The organism is Amycolatopsis sp. w19, assembly GCF_051373225.1.
Taxonomy (GTDB): domain Bacteria; phylum Actinomycetota; class Actinomycetes; order Mycobacteriales; family Pseudonocardiaceae; genus Amycolatopsis; species Amycolatopsis japonica.
Genome location: NZ_JBPQFM010000021.1, coordinates 139,388 through 156,774, shown reverse-complemented (window position 1 = coordinate 156,774; position 17,387 = coordinate 139,388). Strand labels below are relative to the sequence as shown.

The window sequence follows — 17,387 nt, the reverse complement described above, 5'->3', positions numbered from 1 at the left end:
CCGCCACGACCCGCGCCCTGGTCGGCGGACGCAAGGGCTCGGCACGCCTGCCCCGCCCCACCCGCACGGGCCGGGCCGCCCCTGCCGGAACGGGCCCGGGGGAACTGGGCCGCACCAGTCCTCGATCGGCCAGAATCGACATCGGAACCTCCTCGCAGTCCTGCTGCACTCGCCGCCGGGCCGGGACCCGGCATCAAGATCGAACACGCGTTCTATCGAACGCCCGTGCGAATGTGTACCACCTTCCACCGACAAAAATCGAGCGACACGGCGTGTCCATCGAACAGATGTTTGAAATCGTCGTCCCGGCGGGCTAACGTCGTTGACCAGGGCGTCTGCTGCGCGGACGCCGCCGGTGCCGTGGGCGGGGAAGATCGTCCGCCACCGGCGAAGACACGCGAAGTCGGTCCGGGCGACCGGACGTACTGGGAGGCGACGCAGGAGATGAAGGAGCGAGACGGTGGCTAAGGAGAGCAAGGCGGGGAACGCGCCTAGGGGCTCGGGCAAGGTGCGCGCCTTGCCCGAGGTCTACGAGGTGGACGAGACCCTGACCGTGCGGCAGCAGCAGGTGCTCGACGTGATCAAACTGTGGGTGAGCCGGTTCGGCTACCCGCCGAGTGTGCGTGAGATCGGCGAGGCGGTCGGGCTGACCTCCACTTCGTCGGTGTCGCACCAGTTGCAGGCCCTGCAGCGCAAGGGTTATCTGCGACGCGACCCGAACCGCCCGCGTGCGGTGGGTGTGCTCGCCACGACGGACGACAACCCGATGGGCATCGACGTCGAGCAGCCGCAGTCGGCCGCGAAGGCCGCGTACGTGCCGCTCGTCGGCCGGATCGCGGCCGGTGGCCCGGTGCTGGCGGAGCAGGCGATCGAAGACGTCTTCCCGTTGCCGAGGGAGATCGTCGGCGAGGGCGAGCTGTTCCTGCTCAGCGTCACCGGCGACTCGATGGTCGACGCCGCCATCACCGATGGCGACTGGGTCGTCGTGCGCCAGCAGCCCACGGCGGACCCGGGCGAGATCGTGGCGGCGATGATCGACGGCGAAGCGACGGTCAAGACGTTCAAGCGCAAGGACGGCCACATCTGGCTGATGCCGCACAACGAGGCGTACGAGCCCATCCCGGGTGACGACGCCACGATCCTCGGCAAGGTCGTCGCCGTTCTTCGCAGGCTGTAGCCCAGAGCCGGAGCACGCCGGGATCCCGGGTCAGCCGACCCGGGTCAGGCTCGGCAGCTTCGGCAGCCCTTTCGCTTCCCGGTCAAGCACGCCGCTTGCGCAGCCTGCCGACCAGGAGAAGGCCGCCGATCACGACGACCGCGGCGATACCGACCTGCACGTACGGGAAGTCGGACCCCTGGCCCGTGCCACCGGCCGCGGAGGTCCCGCCCGACGTGCTGCCCTCGGATTTCGCCGCGTCCACGGCGAGTGCCGCCGCGCCCTTCACAGCCCGGATCTGCTCGCCGACGCCCTCCCCGCCGGACAGCAGCGTCCCGTCCGGATCGAAGGCGATCGCCTCCCCCTGCTTCTCGTTCGGCAGGGGTACCCGCACGGGCTCGCGCTGCAGCGCGCTCTTGAGGTCTCCGTCGGTGACGGCGTAGAGATAGGCGTCGGTGTAGGTGCGCAACGCGACCACCGAGCCGTCGGCCATCGACGCCGCGCCGGTGACGGTCATCGAACCGATCGGCCCGACAGGTCCGCCGGGTGTCGACGTCTCCTTGATCTGCAGTGACCCCACCCTCTCCAGCGGGGTCGGCCCGGGACTGGCGAGCGGCCCCGTCGGCCGGTACACCTTCGCGTCGCCGAAGACGTCTTTGGTGATCAGGTACGGCGTGCCGGAGCGGTCCATGATCAGCGCCTCGACGTCGTGCTGCCCATCCGGGTACGTGAGCCGGTGCAGCGTCGCTTTGCCTTGCGGCGTCAGCGAGATCAGCGCGACCGTGTCCCGCCGCTTGCGGTTGTCGCCGGTGTCGGAAAGCCAGAAGGTGCCGTCCGCGGTACGGGCGAGGTCTTCGGGGTCGTACGGGTCCGTGGGCGCGGAAATGACCTTTTGGACCTTGCAGTCGCGGCCGAGGACGAGGACCTGCGTCTTGGTCCCGCCGTCGTTGAGGGCGTACAGGTGCTCGCCGTCGGAAACCAGCCCGGAAAGCTCGCTGAGCCGGGAGTCGCTGTTCTTGCACACCGGCTGCGGTGCCGGGACCTCCTGCGCCAGGGCGGGAGCCGTCCCGCCGATGAACGCCGCCAGCACGACCGTCGCCGCGACAATCCCCCGCACATCCACCTCCGTACCGTGGAACCCCTGAAGCCCCACACTACGGAGACGTCCGGGACGGCGCGCAGTTCGGTGCGGACGCCGAGATGGGGCGGAATGTCGTGAAGGCCACTTCCAGTGACCGGCCGCGGCGCCCCAACGCCTGGGTACGCGAAGGCCCCCTTCACTGCGTCTAGCGCAGTGAAGGGGCCTTCACGTACTTGTCTCTACAGAGCCGAACCGTTCGTCTGGAAGTCGCTCAGCGCCGCGGCCAGTTCGGGCCTGCCGCGGACGACCAGCCGGGTACCGGTCTCGACGTGCTCTTCCTCCAGCACCTCGCCGTCGGCGTGGGCGCGGGAGACGAGCTCGCCCCGCGAGTACGGGATCAGCACCTCGACCACGACCTCCGGCCTCGGCAGCCGCTCCGCGATCACCTCGGCCAGCTCCGTGATCCCGGTGCCGGTCCGCGCCGACACCTGCACCGAACCGGCCAGCTGGTGCCGCAACCGGGCCAGCGACACCTCGTCGGCGGCGTCGGCCTTGTTGATCACCAGCAGCTCCGGCGGGAGCGGCTCGGAACGGCGCTTCGTGATCTCGGCGAGCACTTCGCGCACCGCGTTGACCTGCTCCTCCGGCGTCGGGTCGGCGCCGTCGACGACGTGCACGAGCAGGTCGGCGCTCGCCGCCTCCTCCAGCGTCGACCGGAACGCGTCCACCAGCTGGTGCGGCAGGTGCCGGACGAAACCGACGGTGTCGGTCAGCGTGTAGGTGCGGCCGTCGGGGGTCTGCGCCCGCCGGGTCGTCGGATCCAGCGTGGCGAACAGCGCGTCCTCGACGAGCACCCCGGCGCCGGTCAGCGCGTTGAGCAGGCTCGACTTGCCGGCGTTGGTGTAGCCGACGATCGCGACGCTCGGCACCTCGTTGGCCACCCGGCGACCGCGTTTGGTCTCGCGGATGGTGTCCATCGCGGCGATCTCGCGACGCAGCTTGGCCACGCGCTTGTTGATCCGGCGGCGGTCGGTTTCGAGCTTCGTCTCACCCGGACCACGCAGACCCACACCACCGTTGGCGCCACCCGCGCGGCCACCGGCCTGCCGGGACAGCGCCGCACCCCACCCGCGAAGCCGCGGGATCAGGTACTGCAGCTGGGCCAGCTCGACCTGCGCCTTGCCCTCCTTGGAGCGGGCGTGCTGCGCGAAGATGTCGAGGATCAGGGCGGTGCGGTCGATGACCTTCACCTTGACCTTCTCCTCCAGCTGACGCAGCTGGCCGGGCGAGAGCTCACCGTCGCAGATCACCGTGTCGGCACCGGTGGCCGTCACGATGTCCCGCAGTTCCTTGACCTTGCCCGAGCCGATGTAGGTGGCGGGATCCGGGCGGATCCGCCGCTGCACCAGGCCTTCCAGCACCTCGGAGCCCGCCGTTTCGGCGAGCCGCGCGAGTTCGGCGAGCGAGGCCTCGGACTGGAGGGCGCTGCCCTCGGTCCACACACCGACCAGAACGACGCGCTCCAGGCGCAACTGCCGGTATTCGACCTCGGTGACATCCGCGAGTTCGGTGGACAGGCCCGCTACCCGGCGGAGCGAGGCGCGGTCCTCGAGCTCCAGTTCGCCGGTCGAAGGGTCCATGTCGTTCAGATCGTTGTGTGTCAGTTCCGTCATCGTGCCTCCATGGTCCCACGTTTCGGCGGCGGGACCGAACTCATTACCTGCTGGGATACTTCGACAGGTAGATGGCCGTGCGTTTCGCTTCCGGGTCGACCGGCCGGGACATGAAGTCGTCGACGAGTTCCATCAGCCGTGTTTCGAACTCGGTGATCTGCTCGTCCGGCACCTGGACGACCAGGCGCGTCTGCTGCACCTCGTCGAATCCCACGTCGGCGATCTCGGCCAGATAAGCCTCGAAGATCGCCTGATCGATCCCCCTGTCGCGGGAATCAAGATGCCATGACAACCCGGTCGAGCGATACGGAATTTCTTTCGCACCGCGCGTGCCGCGTCGTGGCGGAAGCGCTTCGAGGAAGCCGGTGTCGACGAGCTTGCGCACGTGGTGCAGCGTCGTCGCCGGATCGCGATCGAGCCGTTCGGCGAGCTCCTTGTTGGTCAGCGCCTCGGAGTAGGTCAACCGGATGATGCGCAGCCTTATTCCGGAGGCCATCGCGGCGATCTCGGCCTCGGTGGCGGCGCGTCGTGGAGTGGGCACCGGGACAGCCTAGAGCGATTAGTGATTGACAGTTTCCAATCACTCGCGCCAAGGTGGCGTCGTGCGCAGAGACTCCCTCTTCTTCCACGCGGACTTCCGGCGGCTCTGGGCGGGTGACACGGCCAGCCAGGTGGGTGCTTTCGCCGGTCACACCGTGATTCCGCTGCTCGCGGCCACAGTGCTGGCCGCGACACCGTTCCAGATGGGGCTGCTGACCGCGGCCGAGACCATCGCGTTCCTGATCATCGGGCTGCCTGCCGGGGTGTGGGTCGACCGGATGCGCCGCCGGGTCTTGATGCTGCGAGCCGACTTCGTCCGCGCGGCGCTGCTGTTCACCATTCCACTCGCGTGGTGGGCGGGAGTCCTGTCGCTGACGCAGCTGATCATCGTCGCCACGCTCGTCGGCGTCGCGACGGTGTTCTTCGACGTCGCGTACCAGTCGTATCTGCCGTCGCTGGTCGGCCGCGAGCATCTCCTCGAGGGCAACGCGAAACTCCAGGCGAGCCAGTCGGTCGCGTTCCTGACCGGCCCGGGCATCGGCGGCGGGCTCGTACAGCTGGCGGGCGCGGCCAACGCCGTGCTGATGACCGGCCTGGGTTTCCTGACCTCGGCCCTGTGCCTGCTGCGGATCCGCACCGTCGAAGAAGTGCCCGAGCGAAACGAGGGTGCGAAGCTGCTCCCCCAGATCGCCGAGGGACTGCGATTCGTCTTCACCGACGCCGCCCTGCGATCGATCGTCGCCTGCACCGCGACCGCGAACCTGTTCAACGGCGCCTTCACCGCGGTGGAGATCCTGTTCCTGAACCGGGAACTGGGCCTGTCACCGGCGGTCGTCGGCGTCGTCCTGGCGACCGGCGGCGTGGGCGGGATCATCGGGGCGATCCTGGCCGGGCGCATCACCCGGCGGATCGGGCAGGCGCGGTCGATCTGGTTCGTCCCGCTGCTGACGTGGCCGTTCCAGCTGCTGCTGCCGCTCGCCGCGCCGGGCTGGCGGATCGTGCTGTTCCCCGCGGCGCTGGCGATCGCGGGGTTCGGGATCATCGTCTACAACGTCGCGCAGGTGTCCTACCGGCAGGCCGTCTGCCCGGACCGGCTGCTCGGCCGCATGAACGCCAGCGTGCGCTTCGTGGTGTGGGGGATGCTGCCGCTGGGCGGGCTGATCGGCGGCGTGCTGGGCGAGGCGATCGGGATCCGGGGGACGCTCTGGTTCGTCGCGGTCGGCGAGACGGCCGCGCTGCTGTGGGTGGTCTTCTCCCCGATCCGGAAACTTCGCGACCTTCCCAAGGAGCCGATCGCGGTCGGCTAACCGAGCCCCGCCCACCAGGTTTCGTCGAGTTCCCCGCGGGCGACGATCTCCGCCGGGCCGGTCAGCGTGGACCCGCCGCGGCGGATCCCGACCACCACGCGGCCGCCGGGGATGTCGACGGTCGCTTCGCCGGTGTCGGTGCCCGCGAGGTGCAGGGCGGCGGCGACCGCGGCGACCGTGCCGGTGCCGCAAGACCGCGTCTCGCCGACGCCGCGTTCGTGGACACGCATCTTCAGCGCGTTGTCGCCCAGCAGGTTGATGAACTCGAGGTTCACGCCGTCGGGGAACACGTCGGAGTCGAAGTCGGGCTGGTCGCGCAGGTCGAGCACGTCGACGTCGTCGTCGACGACCGACACCAGGTGCGGGTTGCCGACGTTCACCGCGACCCCGGAGAAAGGCTTGCCCGCGACCACGGTGACCGAGGTGCCGGTGATCGCCGCCGGTCCCATCTGCACGGTCACCGAGCCGTCGGCGTGCATCCGCACCGGCCGGTCACCGGCGCGGGTGCCGATGACGAACTCGCGTTCGGAAACGAGCCCGGAATCGACGAGGTGACGGACGAAGACCCGGACGCCGTTGCCGCACATCTCCGCGATGGATCCGTCGGCGTTGCGGTAGTCCATGAACCATTCGCCCGCCGAACCTTCAGCCTCCACGCCCAGCGCCGCCGAGCGCACGATGCGCAGCACACCGTCGGCGCCGAGGCCGCGCCGGCGGTCGCACAACGCGGCCACCCGCGCTTCGGTCAGCTCGAGGCGGCCGTCAGGGTCGGGAAGCAGCACGAAATCGTTCTGTGTGCCGTGTCCCTTGAGGAATTCGATGCCGCCCATGGCCCCAAGATTACTGGGCCACCGCTTCGAGGACGCGCTCGGCCAGCCGCTCCGAACCGCCGTCAAACCACCGGATGCGCTTGTCCCGCCGGAACCAGGAACGTTGTCTCCGCACGAACCTCCGGGTGGCCTGTGCGGTGGCCGCCGACGCGGCCGGGAAGTCGCCGTCGCCGTCGAGCGCGGCGATCACCTGTTGGTAGCCCAGCGCCCTCGAAGCGGTGAGTCCGTCGCGGAGTCCTTGCCCCAGCAACGTCCGGACCTCGTCGACGAGTCCGCCTTCGAACATGAGCTCCACGCGGCGGTCGACGCGGGCGTCGAGTTCCGCCGGTTCGCGGTCGATGCCGATCAAGACGGTGTCGTAGCGCGCGGGCCCCGGTTTCGGCAGGTTCGCCGAGAACGGTTCGCCGGTGATCTCGATGACCTCCAGCGCGCGCACGATCCGGCGGCCGTTGGTCGGCAGGATGGCCGTGGCGGCGACAGGGTCCAGTTCCGTGAGCCGGGCGTGCATCGCGGCGACGCCGATTTCGTCGGTCTCGGCGGTGAGCCGGGCGCGCACGTCCGGATCGGTACCAGGGAACTTGAGGTCGTCGAGCACGGCTTGGACGTACAGACCGGACCCGCCGGTGAGGATCGGCACGCGGCCGGCGCCGAGGAGTTCCTCGACGCGCTGGCGCGCATCACGCTGGTACGCGGCGACGGAGGCGGTCTCGGTGACGTCGAGGACGTCGAGCAGGTGATGCGGCACGCCTCGCCGCTCCTCGACGGTCGCCTTGGCCGTCCCGATGTCCATCCCCCGGTAGAGCTGCAACGCGTCCGCGTTGACCACCTCACCCCCGAGGGTGAGGGCGAGTTCGACCGCCAGCGCGGTCTTCCCGGTCGCCGTGGGCCCGACGACCGCGACCGGCCGGATCACGCGCGTTCCCAGACCGCGACGTGGTAGCCGACGCCGAACGGCGCGGCCGAGTAGAGGACCTCGGCGGTCCAGTCCCCGTCCGCCAGACCGGCGAGGACCTGCCAGGGCGCGCGGCCACCGGCCCCGAGTTCGGCGGCCAAGGCGGGGTCGAGCGCGGCCAGCGCTCCCGTGTCGGCCTTGGCCAGGGCGTCGCGGACCCCGGTGTCGAAACCCTCGGCGCGCGCGTCCTCACCTCCGGGGGAACGGGGGCCGTGCCTGCTCGAACCGTCGCCGAAAACGAGCACGGCGGGGTGGTCACCCACCGCGCGGGCGAACTGTTCGCACTGGTCGGAGGGGGTGGCGGGATCCACGAGATGGACGCGGACGGAGGACGCGCCGCCCTGCTCGCGAAGCCAGCCGGCGACGAGTGCGGGCAACGGCAGCTCGGTTTCGGGGGCCGTCACCCGGCTGAGTGAGACGCCGAGGTCGACGCCGAAACCGCGGAACGACCCGCTCGCGTGTTCCGGCACCTCGGGGGCGCCGGTGGCCGCGCCGATGACGACCCAGTCCGGCGAAGCACTGGTCAGGCGCCTCGCCGCGGCGAGGCAGGCTTCGCGCAGCTCGGCGCACTCGTCCGCCGCTCCGGCGGCCAGTTCGGGGATGAGCAGCGGGGGTTGCGGGAGCACGGCGACACGGCGGATCACGGCCGCCGACGTTACCTTCCCCGCCACCTACCACCCGCAACCGACCGACACGGAGGGTCCTCCGGAAGTAGGATCACTGCCCTCTGGTGGTTCATCCGGTTCCACGGTGGACGCTGAGCTGCTTGAATGCCGCAAGGGGTTGATGCCCCCGAAGCAAGACGGCAACGCATTACCCGGCCCCGCCGCTAGGCGGGGCGCCCGCGCCAGCGGGCGTACAGGCGATAAGGAGCCTGCGATGGCCCAGGAGAACACGTCCACCGGTACCCCGGCACCGCACCCGGTACCGCACGCGCTCGGTGGCGGGCATCCCGCACCCCCCGTGCCGCCCGCCGAGCCCAGCCCGTCCGCTTGGGGCAGGGTCGACGAAGAAGGAACGGTCTACGTCACCACGGCCGACGGCGAGCGCGCGGTCGGTGTCTGGCAGGCCGGGAGCCCGGACGAGGGTCTGCTCCACTACGCGCGCCGCTTCGACGACCTGCGCACCGAGGTCGAGCTGCTGGAGACCCGGCTGGAGTCCGGCGCCGGCGACCCCAAGCACGCGCTGGCGACGGCGACACAGCTGCGTGACGGCCTCGCCGAAGCCGCCGTCGTCGGCGACATCGCCGCGCTGAACGGCCGCATCGAGCAGGTCATCGCCCACGCGGAGAAGGCGCTGGCCTCGGCCAAGCAGGAGCGCGAGGAGGCCCGCGCGGCCGCCGTCGTCCGCAAGCAGGCCCTCGCCGACGAGGCCGAGAAGCTCGCCGCCGAGTCGACCCAGTGGAAGGCCGCGGGCGACCGGCTGCGCGCGATCCTGGACGAGTGGAAGACCGTCAAGGGCGTCGACCGCAAGACCGACGACGAGCTGTGGAAGCGGTTCTCCAAGGCCCGTGAGGCGTTCAACCGCCGCCGTGGCTCGCATTTCGCCGAGCTCGACAAGCAGCGCGCGGGAGCCAAGCACCGCAAGGAAGAGCTGATCGCCGAGGCCGAATCGCTCTCGGAGTCGTCGGACTGGGGCGACACGGCGGGTCGCTACAAGGACCTGATGACCGAGTGGAAGGCCGCCGGCCGCGCCCCCAAGGACAGCGACGAGGCGCTCTGGCAGCGGTTCCGCGCCGCGCAAGACAAGTTCTTCGCCCGGCGGTCCGCGGTGTTCTCCGAGCGGGACGCCGAGTTCGCGACCAACGCGCAGCAGAAGGAAGAACTCCTCGTCGAGGCCGAGAAGATCGACCCCGCCGCGAACCTGGAGGCGGCGAAGCAGCACATGCGCCGCATCCAGGACCAGTGGGACGAGATCGGCAAGGTCCCGCGCGAGCGCATCCGCGAGCTGGACGGGCGCCTGAAGGCCGTGCAGGACGCGATCAAGTCGGCCGAGGACAGCAAGTGGCGGCGGACCGACCCGGAGGCGCAGGCCAGGGCGGCGCAGTTCCGCGAGCGGGTCGAGCAGTTCGAGTCGCAGGCGGCCAAGGCCCGTGCGGCGGGCGACGAGCGGCGCGCGAAGAAGGCGGACGAGCAGGCCGCGCAGTGGCGTGAGTGGCTCGAGGCGGCGGAAGCGGCCATCGCGGACCGGTAGGACTTCGGCGTCCTGTAGTGCCATGAAAGGTCCTTTCCTTGCAAATTTCGCAAGGAAAGGACCTTTCATGGCGTTCGGGGGCGGGCGCGCGCGTCACTCCACTGTGGAGGGACGCCTAGCACCTTCGTGCGTATTCGGGCGCTCTCCGCGCTCAACCGTGGTCGACTTCGATCATGAACCAGACACTGATTCCCCCAGCACGCCGGGCGTTCGCCGCCCTGGCGATCAGTTGTGCTCTGGTGGCCGGGCTCGCCCCGGCCGCGTCGGCGACGGCCGCCCCGGCACCGGCCCCGGTCTCCGCCGAAGCGGGCAAGAAGAAGGTCAAACTCGACGCCTCGCTCAGCAAGAAGCAGGCGAAGGTCAACGAAAAGGTCACCCTCAAAGGAACGCTGCAAGCCGCGGAGGGCGCCGACGGGACGGAGAGCCTCGAAGCGATCATCGTCCAGCAGCTTCAGGGCAGCGTGTGGGTGAACATCGCCGACACGACCTGCCGGCCCAACTCGACGTTCTCCCTGAAGCTGAGTTTCTCCTTCAGCGCGGTGGTCACGCTGCGGGCCTACCACCCCGAAACGACGCTCTACGCGAGCGCGTACACGTCCAGCAACCTCACCCTGCGGGTCGGCTAGCTGCGGGAGAAGGCCGCACGCATCCAGTAGATGGCCAGCGCGACGGTGGCGATCCAGGCGACGATCAGCCCGAAGCCCGGACCGCCACCGGCCGCGCCGGTCGCGTGCGAGGACTGCTGGGACCAGATCGCGAGCATCCCGTCGACGGAGGCGAACCAGCCGCCCGCGGCGCAGACCCAGGCCAGCCACCAGCGCCGGGTCACCAGCGCGACGGCGCCGACGAACACCCCGATCCCGGTGGAGGTCGCGGCGAACAGCTGCGGGATCCCGCCGCCCCGGCCGAGCAGCACCTCCCAGCCGGCGTGCTCGCCTACCCAGGGCAGCAGCTGAGCGATCAGCAGCACGAACACCAGCACGGCGATGGAGAACCCGCGCCTGCCCAGCTCGATCGTCTTGGCCGCGCGCTCACCGACCTCGTCGATCTCGGCGGCGAGTTCGTCGATCTTCGGTTCGGTCACAGTGCACACCCGCTCACCGGTTCCGGCGTGACGGCCGGGGCGCCGAAGCCCGGCAGGCCCAGCGTCACGCCGTTGGTCTTCGGCCGCAGCCCGGCCTCGGAGTTGTCCCCCGCCTTGGTGCGGCGGTGCGACAGCAGGTCACCGTCGGCGACGAGGTGGTGCGGCGCGCCGTAGGTCACCACGGTCTCGACGACGTCGCCCGGCCGCACCAGGCGGTCCACGAGCGGCCCCGTCGGCGTGAAGTGGACGAGCCTGCCGTCACGGGCGCGGCCGCTCATGCGCCGCGTCTCGGTGTCCTTGCGGCCCTCGCCGGAGGCCACCAGCAGCTCGACCCGCCGTCCGACGATCTTCTTGTTCTCGTCCCAGGAGATGTCGTTCTGCAGTTTCACGAGCCGCTCGTAGCGCTCCTGCACGACCTCCTTCGGCAGCTGCCCGTCCATCTCGGCGGCGGGCGTGCCCGGCCGGATCGAGTACTGGAAGGTGAACGCGCTGGAGAACCGCGCCTGCGCGACGACGTCGAGCGTCGCCTGGAAGTCTTCCTCGGTCTCGCCGGGGAAACCGACGATGATGTCGGTGGTGATCGCGGCGTCGGGCATGGACTCGCGCACGCGGTCGAGGAGCTTGAGGTACCGCGCCGAACGGTAGGACCGCTTCATCTCGCGCAGCACCCGGTCCGAACCGGACTGCAGCGGCATGTGCAGCTGGTGGCACACGTTCGGCGTCTCGGCCATCGCGTCGATGACGTCCTCGGTGAACGCCGCCGGATGCGGCGAGGTGAACCGGACGCGCTCCAGCCCCTCCACCGAACCGCAGGCGCGCAGCAGCTTCCCGAACGCGAGCCGGTCGCCGAATTCGACGCCGTAGGAGTTCACGTTCTGACCGAGCAGGGTCACTTCCAGCACGCCTTCGGCGACGAGCGCCTCGACCTCGGCCAGGATCTCGCCGGGACGGCGGTCGCGTTCCTTGCCGCGCAGCGCCGGGACGATGCAGAACGTGCAGGTGTTGTTGCAGCCCACCGAAATCGACACCCAGCCCGCGTACGCCGAGTCGCGCTTCGCCGGGAGCGTCGAAGGGAAGGTCTCGAGCGATTCGAGGATCTCGACCTCGGCCTCGGCGTTGTGCCGCGCGCGCTCCAGCAGCGTCGGCAGCGAGCCGATGTTGTGCGTGCCGAAGACGACGTCCACCCACGGCGCGCGCTTGACGATCTCGCCGCGGTCCTTCTGCGCGAGGCAGCCCCCGACGGCGATCTGCATGTCCGGCTTCGCGGTCTTCTGCGGGCGCAGATGACCGAGGGTGCCGTACAGCTTGTTGTCCGCGTTCTCCCGCACCGCGCAGGTGTTGAACACGATCAGGTCGGGTGTGGCCTCGCCGTCACCCGGAACGTAGCCGGCGTCCTCGAGCTGCCCGGCAAGACGTTCGGAGTCATGCACGTTCATCTGGCAGCCGAAGGTGCGGATCTGGTAAGTGCGCGCGCTCATCTCGCCTTCGAGGGTACGCGGGCGGGGTTCCATGGCACGATCGACCCTCATGAGGAGACCAGGGGTGCTGGCGGCGGTGATCGCCGTGGTCTGTGCCCTGGTCACCGGGTGCGGACCCGATCTGTCCGGGACGAAGGTGCGGATCGCGGCGGGGCTCAACGGCGGCGTCTACGACAAACTGGCCGAGGCGCTGGCCGACGCGTGGGCCGCCCAGCTGGACACCGAGCGGCCCGAGATCCAGGAGACGCACGGCTCCCCGGACAACGTCGACCGGGTGCGCGCGGGGAAGGCCGACGTCGCGTTCGTGGCCGCCGACGTCGCCGCCGCCGACAAGAGCGCCGGCCTGGCCGCGCTGGCCCGCGTGCACGACGACTACCTGCACGTCATCGTGCGGGCCGACTCGTCGATCAAGTCGTTCGCGCAGTTGCGCGGCCGCAAGGTCGCGATCGGCTCGCCGGACTCGGGGGTCGAGTTCCTGTCGAAGCAGTTGCTGAAGGCGTCCGGGCTCACCGGCGCGATCGACCGGCGCAACCTGGGCCTTCCCGAGGCGCTGCCCGCGCTGGAGAACCGGCAGATCGACGCCGTCATCTGGTCGGGTGGCCTGCCGACGCCGTCGATCACCGAGAAGGTGCACACGGTCGGCCTGCGGCTGCTCGACATCACGGACCTCGCGGACGCGCTGCGCGCCACCAGCCCGGTGTACCGGACCGCGACCATCCCGGTGACCGCCTACAACCTGCCGTCGCCGGTGACCACGCTCGTGCTGCCGAACTTCCTGGTGGTGCCCACGTCGATGCGCGACGACGTCGCCGAGGCGCTGGTGCGCGGGCTGTTCGACGCACGGGACCAGCTGGTCAAGGCGGCGGGCGCGGCGTTGTCGATCGACGTCCACCCCGCCATCGAGACCGCTCCGCTGCCGCTGCACCCTGGGGCGCTGCGCTACTTCCGGTCACTCAAGGACTAGCACCGTTCAAGGGCAGGGTCACCGTCACCTGCAGACCGCCGCCTTCGGGTGAACCGAGCCGCAGCGAACCGTCCGACCTGGCCAGGATCTCGGTGACGATCGCCAGGCCGAGGCCGGAGCCGGGCACGTTCTGATGCGCGGTGCTGCGCCAGAACCGGTCCGCCGCGCGGTCCAGTTCGTCGTCGCGCAGGCCGGGGCCGTGATCGCGGACGGCGATGTCCACCTTCCCGTCCGCGGTGGTGACGTCGACCCGCACCTCGGTCCCCGGCTCGGTGAACTTGAGCGCGTTGTCCAGGAGCGCGTCGAGGACCACTTCGAGGCCGCGCGCGGGCGTGAGCACCCTCAGCCCGCCGCCCAGCCCGGACGCGACCAGGGTGATGTCGCGTGCCGCGCCGACGACGGTCCAGTCGGCGACCCGTGCGCCCACCATCTCGTCGAGGCCGACCGGCACCAGTTCGCCGCCCGAGGATTCGGCCCTGGCCAGCGAAAGGAGCTCGTCGAGGATCTGGTTGAGCCGTCGCGCGTCGACGAGGGCGGCTTCGAGATCGGCCGCGGCCAGGTCGTCATCGACGTGCCCGTCGAGGTTGCCGAGCCGGATCTTCAACGCGGTCAACGGGTTCCGCAGCTGGTGGGAGGCGTCGGCGACGAACGCGCGCTGTGCCGACAGCGCCTCGTCGACGCTGGCGGCCATCCGGTCGAAGGAGCGTTCGAGCTGCCGCAGTTCCGGCGGACCGCCCGTCTCCCCCACCCGTTTGACCTCGCGGCCGCTGACCACGGAGGCGACCAGTTCGCCGGTGGCGTCGTCCAGCCGGCGGACCGGGCCCAGGATCCAGCGCACCACCGGCACCGCGACCAGCAACGCGAGCCCGAACGCCAGCACCGCGCCCGCCGCGATGAGCAGCCACCACCACAGCAGCGCGGTGCGGGCCTTGTCCGTCGAGGAGACGGTGATCACCGCGCCTCGCACCTCGCCGTCGATCAGGATCGGCTCGGCCAGCACCAGCGGCTCGGTGGACCACGGCAGCAGCAGCGGACCGGGTTCCGAACGCCGCCCGGCCAGCGCCTGCTGCAGATGTGAGGCGATGACGGGATCCTTGAGATCGATCCCGGCCGTCTCGCCCGGCCCTCCGGCGACGGATTCGCCGTCCTGGTCGACGATTGCCACCGGCACCCCGTAGACCTCGGTGTAGCGGCGGAGCTCGTCCTCGATCAGATCCGGCCGGTTCTCCACCAGCGGGCGCTGGGCCAGCGACGCGAACCGGGAGGTGTCGGTGAGCCGGTCGAGGAAGAGGTCGAGCTGCGCACTGGCCGCCACGCTGAGCGAGAGCGGGATGCCGAGGCCGAACACGAGCGCCGCGACCAGCGTCAGCACGATCGCCTGGAGCCGGACGCGCACCGGCTCAGCCCTCCTCGGCCGGGCCGTAGGCGCCGCCGAGGCGGTACCCGACGCCGCGGACGGTCTCGATCAGCGCGGGCCTGCCGAGTTTGGTCCGCAGGGTAGCGACGTGGACGTCGAGCGACCGGCTCTCCGCGGGGCCACGATGGCCCCAGACCTCGTTCAGCACGTGGTCACGGGCGCAGACCGCGCCACGGGCGGTGACCACCAGCGCGAGCACCTGGAATTCCTTGCGGGACAACGAAACCGGCTGTCCGTCGACCTGCACCTCATGGCGCCCGATATCGACGGAGACGTCACCCGCCCGGATGACGCCCGCCGGTTCGGGCGCGGCGGGCCGCTCCCCGCGGCGACGGCGCACGGCCTCGACGCGGGCGACCAGTTCGTCGACGTCGTAGGGCTTCACCAGATAGTCGTCGGCGCCGGACCGCAATCCCTGGATCCGGTCGTCGACCTCGCCCCGCGCCGAAACGACGATCACCGCGACGTCGCTGACCGCGCGGATCCGGCGGCACAGCACGATCCCGTCGATATCGGGGAGCCCCAGGTCGAGCAGCACGACGTCGACCTCGTGCACCAGATCGAGCACCCCGGCGCCGGAGGCCAGGCGTTTGATCGTCAGGCCGCGCCGGGTCAGCGCGGGCGTCAAGGCACCCGCGACCCGGTCGTCGTCCTCCACCAGCAGTACCCGCACCCGTGTTTCCCTTTCACGTCGTCCCCGCACCGCGACGACTTGAGGAACGACTCTATGGGGTGAGTCACCACTCGCGCTGCCCGTACCGCTGGGCCGGATGGCCCTGTGAGGGACCAGCTGCACGCGGTAATGGTCACGATGCGTCACAGATCTTGTGTGACCCCGGTTACGGGATACCCCCGGCTTGTCTAGGCTGATCAGCGCCGGACGGCGGCGGATCGGGCCGTCCGGTGGCTTGAGAACGATACGGACTTGAAACCCTAAGTATTGGTCAAGCCGTCTTTACAAGCGGTCCGACGGGAGTAGGTTTCCGCCATCGCGTGGTGCCTGACCCCGCAGTCCCCTGCAAACGAACGCTCCTGGAGGCCAGATGACCGCGGAGGTGGCGGCGCCGATGATCAAGGCGGCCGCCGTGAACAAGTACTTCGGCGACCTGCACGTGCTCAAGGAGATCAACCTCGAGGTGCCGCGTGGGCAGGTCGTGGTCGTGCTCGGGCCGTCCGGGTCTGGCAAGTCGACGCTGTGCCGGGCGATCAACCGGCTGGAACCCATCAACTCCGGCGAGATCGCGGTGGACGGTGTTCCGCTGCCCGCCGAAGGGAAGGCGCTGGCCGCGCTGCGCGCCGACGTCGGCATGGTGTTCCAGTCGTTCAACCTGTTCGCGCACAAGACGATCGTCGAGAACGTCATGCTCGCGCCGATGAAGGTCCGCAAGGTCAACTCGGCCGAAGCCCGCAAGACCGCGATGGACCTGCTCGAACGTGTCGGCATCGCCAACCAGGCCGACAAGTACCCCGCCCAGCTCTCCGGCGGGCAGCAGCAGCGGGTGGCGATCGCCCGCGCGCTGGCCATGCGCCCCAAGGTGATGCTGTTCGACGAGCCGACCTCGGCGCTGGACCCGGAGATGGTCCAGGAGGTCCTCGACGTGATGACCACGCTCGCCAAGGACGGGATGACGATGCTCGTCGTCACCCACGAGATGGGCTTCGCGCGGCGCGCGGCGAACCGGGTGGTGTTCATGTCCGACGGCGAGATCGTCGAGGACTCCACCCCGGACGACTTCTTCACCAAGCCGAAGACGGATCGCGCCAAGGACTTCCTCGGCAAGATCCTGACCCACTGAGGTCTTCCCCGCCGGCCGGCAAGGCTGGACAAGATTCGGAAGGAAACTGAGAACAATGCGGTTGAACCGAGTTCTGCGTATGAGCGCGGCCGTCGTGGCGGCCGGTCTCGCCCTCTCCGCCTGTGGCGGTGGCGGCGGGTCCGACGCCGGCAGCGGCTCCGGCGCCAAGAACGTGGTGGCGAAGGCCAAGAACGACAAGAAGCTGACCATCGGCATCAAGTTCGACCAGCCCGGCCTCGGCCAGAAGCAGGCCGACGGCACCTACGCCGGGTTCGACGTCGACGTGGCGAAGTACATCGCCAAGGAGCTCGGCGTCGAAGAGTCGGGGATCACCTGGAAGGAAGCGCAGTCGGCGCAGCGCGAGGACCTGATCAAGAAGGGTGAGGTCGACTTCATCGTCGCCACCTACTCGATCACCGACAAGCGCAAGAACGAGGTCTCCTTCGCGGGCCCGTACTTCATCGCCCACCAGGACCTGCTGGTCCGCGCCGACTCCACCGACATCACCGGCCCGGAGTCGCTGACCGGCAACAAGAAGCTCTGCTCGGTCAAGGGTTCGACCCCGGCGCAGAACGTCAAGGAGAAGTACGCCAAGGAGGTTCAGCTCCAGGAAGTCGGCAAGTACACCGACTGCGTCACCGCACTGCTGAACAAGACCGTCGACGCGATGACCACCGACGACGTCATCCTGGGCGGCTACGCCGCGCAGCAGCCCGGCAAGCTGAAGCTGGTCGGCAAGGGCTTCACCGACGAGAAGTACGGCATCGGCCTGAAGAAGGACGACGCCGAGAGCATCACCGCGATCAACAACGCGATCAAGAAGATGCAGCAGGACGGCGCCTGGAAGGCCGCTCTGGAGAAGAACGTCGGTCCGTCGGGCTACAAGATCCCGGAGCCCCCGGCCATCTCCTGACAC

General features: G+C 69.9%; 17 protein-coding genes. 7 read left to right on the top strand and 10 right to left on the bottom strand.

Features of this window, described 5'->3' with window-relative positions:
• Window positions 1-460 precede the first annotated feature (460 nt).
• Window positions 461-1,177 carry a transcriptional repressor LexA gene (gene lexA, locus ACSMFO_RS32465; RefSeq protein ID WP_037343289.1) on the top strand — a complete coding sequence of 239 codons (717 nt, stop codon included), beginning with the start codon at window positions 461-463 and terminating at the stop codon, window positions 1,175-1,177.
• A gap of 82 nt (window positions 1,178-1,259) precedes the next feature.
• On the opposite strand, the gene ACSMFO_RS32460 is transcribed toward lexA, so the two are convergent.
• From ACSMFO_RS32460 to ACSMFO_RS32450, 3 genes are all read right to left on the bottom strand, one after another.
• Window positions 1,260-2,273 (bottom strand): hypothetical protein, encoded by a 1,014-nt coding sequence (locus ACSMFO_RS32460; RefSeq protein WP_436461617.1) that lies wholly within the window; start codon window positions 2,271-2,273, stop codon window positions 1,260-1,262.
• Window positions 2,274-2,476: 203 nt separating this feature from the next.
• A complete protein-coding gene (gene hflX / locus ACSMFO_RS32455) occupies window positions 2,477-3,910 on the bottom strand; it encodes a GTPase HflX (protein WP_125737815.1) in 1,434 nt (477 codons plus the stop codon).
• Window positions 3,911-3,953: 43 nt separating this feature from the next.
• Window positions 3,954-4,451 carry an ArsR/SmtB family transcription factor gene (locus tag ACSMFO_RS32450; RefSeq protein ID WP_038516315.1) on the bottom strand — a complete coding sequence of 166 codons (498 nt, stop codon included), beginning with the start codon at window positions 4,449-4,451 and terminating at the stop codon, window positions 3,954-3,956.
• A gap of 61 nt (window positions 4,452-4,512) precedes the next feature.
• Here ACSMFO_RS32450 and ACSMFO_RS32445 point away from each other — a divergent pair, with 61 nt between their 5' ends.
• Window positions 4,513-5,757 carry an MFS transporter gene (locus ACSMFO_RS32445; protein ID WP_436461616.1) on the top strand — a complete coding sequence of 415 codons (1,245 nt, stop codon included), beginning with the start codon at window positions 4,513-4,515 and terminating at the stop codon, window positions 5,755-5,757.
• Here the strand turns inward: ACSMFO_RS32445 and dapF are convergent.
• From dapF to ACSMFO_RS32430, 3 genes are read right to left on the bottom strand one after another with little or no spacing between them, the layout of a single operon-like run.
• The gene (gene dapF / locus ACSMFO_RS32440; RefSeq protein ID WP_436461615.1) at window positions 5,754-6,587 is read right to left on the bottom strand and encodes a diaminopimelate epimerase; all 834 of its coding nucleotides are present in this window, start codon (window positions 6,585-6,587) and stop codon (window positions 5,754-5,756) included. The two genes, ACSMFO_RS32445 and dapF, sit on opposite strands and share 4 nt — an antisense overlap.
• A gap of 10 nt (window positions 6,588-6,597) precedes the next feature.
• The gene (gene miaA / locus ACSMFO_RS32435; protein WP_436461614.1) at window positions 6,598-7,500 is read right to left on the bottom strand and encodes a tRNA (adenosine(37)-N6)-dimethylallyltransferase MiaA; all 903 of its coding nucleotides are present in this window, start codon (window positions 7,498-7,500) and stop codon (window positions 6,598-6,600) included.
• Entirely contained in the window at window positions 7,497-8,183 is a 687-nt protein-coding gene (locus ACSMFO_RS32430) for a class III extradiol dioxygenase subunit B-like domain-containing protein (RefSeq protein WP_436461613.1), read from the bottom strand. The genes miaA and ACSMFO_RS32430 overlap by 4 nt, the downstream gene beginning before the upstream one ends.
• A 235-nt stretch (window positions 8,184-8,418) precedes the next feature.
• On the opposite strand from ACSMFO_RS32430, the gene ACSMFO_RS32425 reads away from it, so the two are divergent.
• The gene (locus ACSMFO_RS32425) at window positions 8,419-9,732 is read left to right on the top strand and encodes a DUF349 domain-containing protein (RefSeq protein WP_350583388.1); all 1,314 of its coding nucleotides are present in this window, start codon (window positions 8,419-8,421) and stop codon (window positions 9,730-9,732) included.
• Window positions 9,733-9,905: 173 nt separating this feature from the next.
• Entirely contained in the window at window positions 9,906-10,358 is a 453-nt protein-coding gene (locus ACSMFO_RS32420) for a hypothetical protein (RefSeq protein WP_436461612.1), read from the top strand.
• Here ACSMFO_RS32420 and ACSMFO_RS32415 read toward each other — a convergent pair.
• Complete coding sequence (locus ACSMFO_RS32415; protein WP_038516326.1) at window positions 10,355-10,816, bottom strand: Rv2732c family membrane protein; 462 nt, start codon at window positions 10,814-10,816, stop codon at window positions 10,355-10,357. The two genes, ACSMFO_RS32420 and ACSMFO_RS32415, sit on opposite strands and share 4 nt — an antisense overlap.
• Window positions 10,813-12,327, bottom strand: a complete 1,515-nt coding sequence (miaB, locus tag ACSMFO_RS32410) for a tRNA (N6-isopentenyl adenosine(37)-C2)-methylthiotransferase MiaB (RefSeq protein ID WP_436461622.1) — start codon at window positions 12,325-12,327, stop codon at window positions 10,813-10,815. The genes ACSMFO_RS32415 and miaB overlap by 4 nt, the downstream gene beginning before the upstream one ends.
• A gap of 16 nt (window positions 12,328-12,343) precedes the next feature.
• Between miaB and ACSMFO_RS32405 the strand changes: the two genes are divergently transcribed.
• Complete coding sequence (locus ACSMFO_RS32405) at window positions 12,344-13,258, top strand: TAXI family TRAP transporter solute-binding subunit (protein WP_038516329.1); 915 nt, start codon at window positions 12,344-12,346, stop codon at window positions 13,256-13,258.
• On the opposite strand, the gene ACSMFO_RS32400 is transcribed toward ACSMFO_RS32405, so the two are convergent.
• Window positions 13,248-14,654, bottom strand: a complete 1,407-nt coding sequence (locus tag ACSMFO_RS32400) for a sensor histidine kinase (protein WP_436461611.1) — start codon at window positions 14,652-14,654, stop codon at window positions 13,248-13,250. The two genes, ACSMFO_RS32405 and ACSMFO_RS32400, sit on opposite strands and share 11 nt — an antisense overlap.
• Window positions 14,655-14,658: 4 nt before the next feature.
• On the bottom strand, window positions 14,659-15,348 hold the full coding sequence (locus ACSMFO_RS32395) for a response regulator transcription factor (RefSeq protein WP_038516335.1): 690 nt from the start codon (window positions 15,346-15,348) through the stop codon (window positions 14,659-14,661).
• 394 nt (window positions 15,349-15,742) lie between these two features.
• Here ACSMFO_RS32395 and ACSMFO_RS32390 point away from each other — a divergent pair, with 394 nt between their 5' ends.
• Both ACSMFO_RS32390 and ACSMFO_RS32385 read left to right on the top strand, forming a co-directional pair.
• Window positions 15,743-16,471, top strand: a complete 729-nt coding sequence (locus tag ACSMFO_RS32390) for an amino acid ABC transporter ATP-binding protein (RefSeq protein WP_007029281.1) — start codon at window positions 15,743-15,745, stop codon at window positions 16,469-16,471.
• A gap of 55 nt (window positions 16,472-16,526) precedes the next feature.
• Window positions 16,527-17,384: a glutamate ABC transporter substrate-binding protein gene (locus tag ACSMFO_RS32385; RefSeq protein ID WP_350583375.1), complete on the top strand. Its 858-nt coding sequence runs from the start codon at window positions 16,527-16,529 to the stop codon at window positions 17,382-17,384.
• The last annotated feature ends 3 nt before the right edge of the window (window positions 17,385-17,387 follow it).

Bases quoted from the DNA above. Each gene is read 5' to 3' on its own strand.
- ACSMFO_RS32390 (WP_007029281.1), top strand. From the start codon at position 15,743: ATGATCAAGGCGGCCGCCGTGAACAAGTACTTCGGCGACCTGCACGTG.
- ACSMFO_RS32385 (WP_350583375.1), top strand. From the start codon at position 16,527: ATGCGGTTGAACCGAGTTCTGCGTATGAGCGCGGCCGTCGTGGCGGCC.
- hflX (WP_125737815.1), bottom strand. From the start codon at position 3,910: ATGACGGAACTGACACACAACGATCTGAACGACATGGACCCTTCGACC.
- ACSMFO_RS32420 (WP_436461612.1), top strand. From the start codon at position 9,906: ATGAACCAGACACTGATTCCCCCAGCACGCCGGGCGTTCGCCGCCCTG.
- ACSMFO_RS32425 (WP_350583388.1), top strand. From the start codon at position 8,419: ATGGCCCAGGAGAACACGTCCACCGGTACCCCGGCACCGCACCCGGTA.
- ACSMFO_RS32405 (WP_038516329.1), top strand. From the start codon at position 12,344: ATGAGGAGACCAGGGGTGCTGGCGGCGGTGATCGCCGTGGTCTGTGCC.
- miaB (WP_436461622.1), bottom strand. From the start codon at position 12,327: ATGGAACCCCGCCCGCGTACCCTCGAAGGCGAGATGAGCGCGCGCACT.
- dapF (WP_436461615.1), bottom strand. From the start codon at position 6,587: ATGGGCGGCATCGAATTCCTCAAGGGACACGGCACACAGAACGATTTC.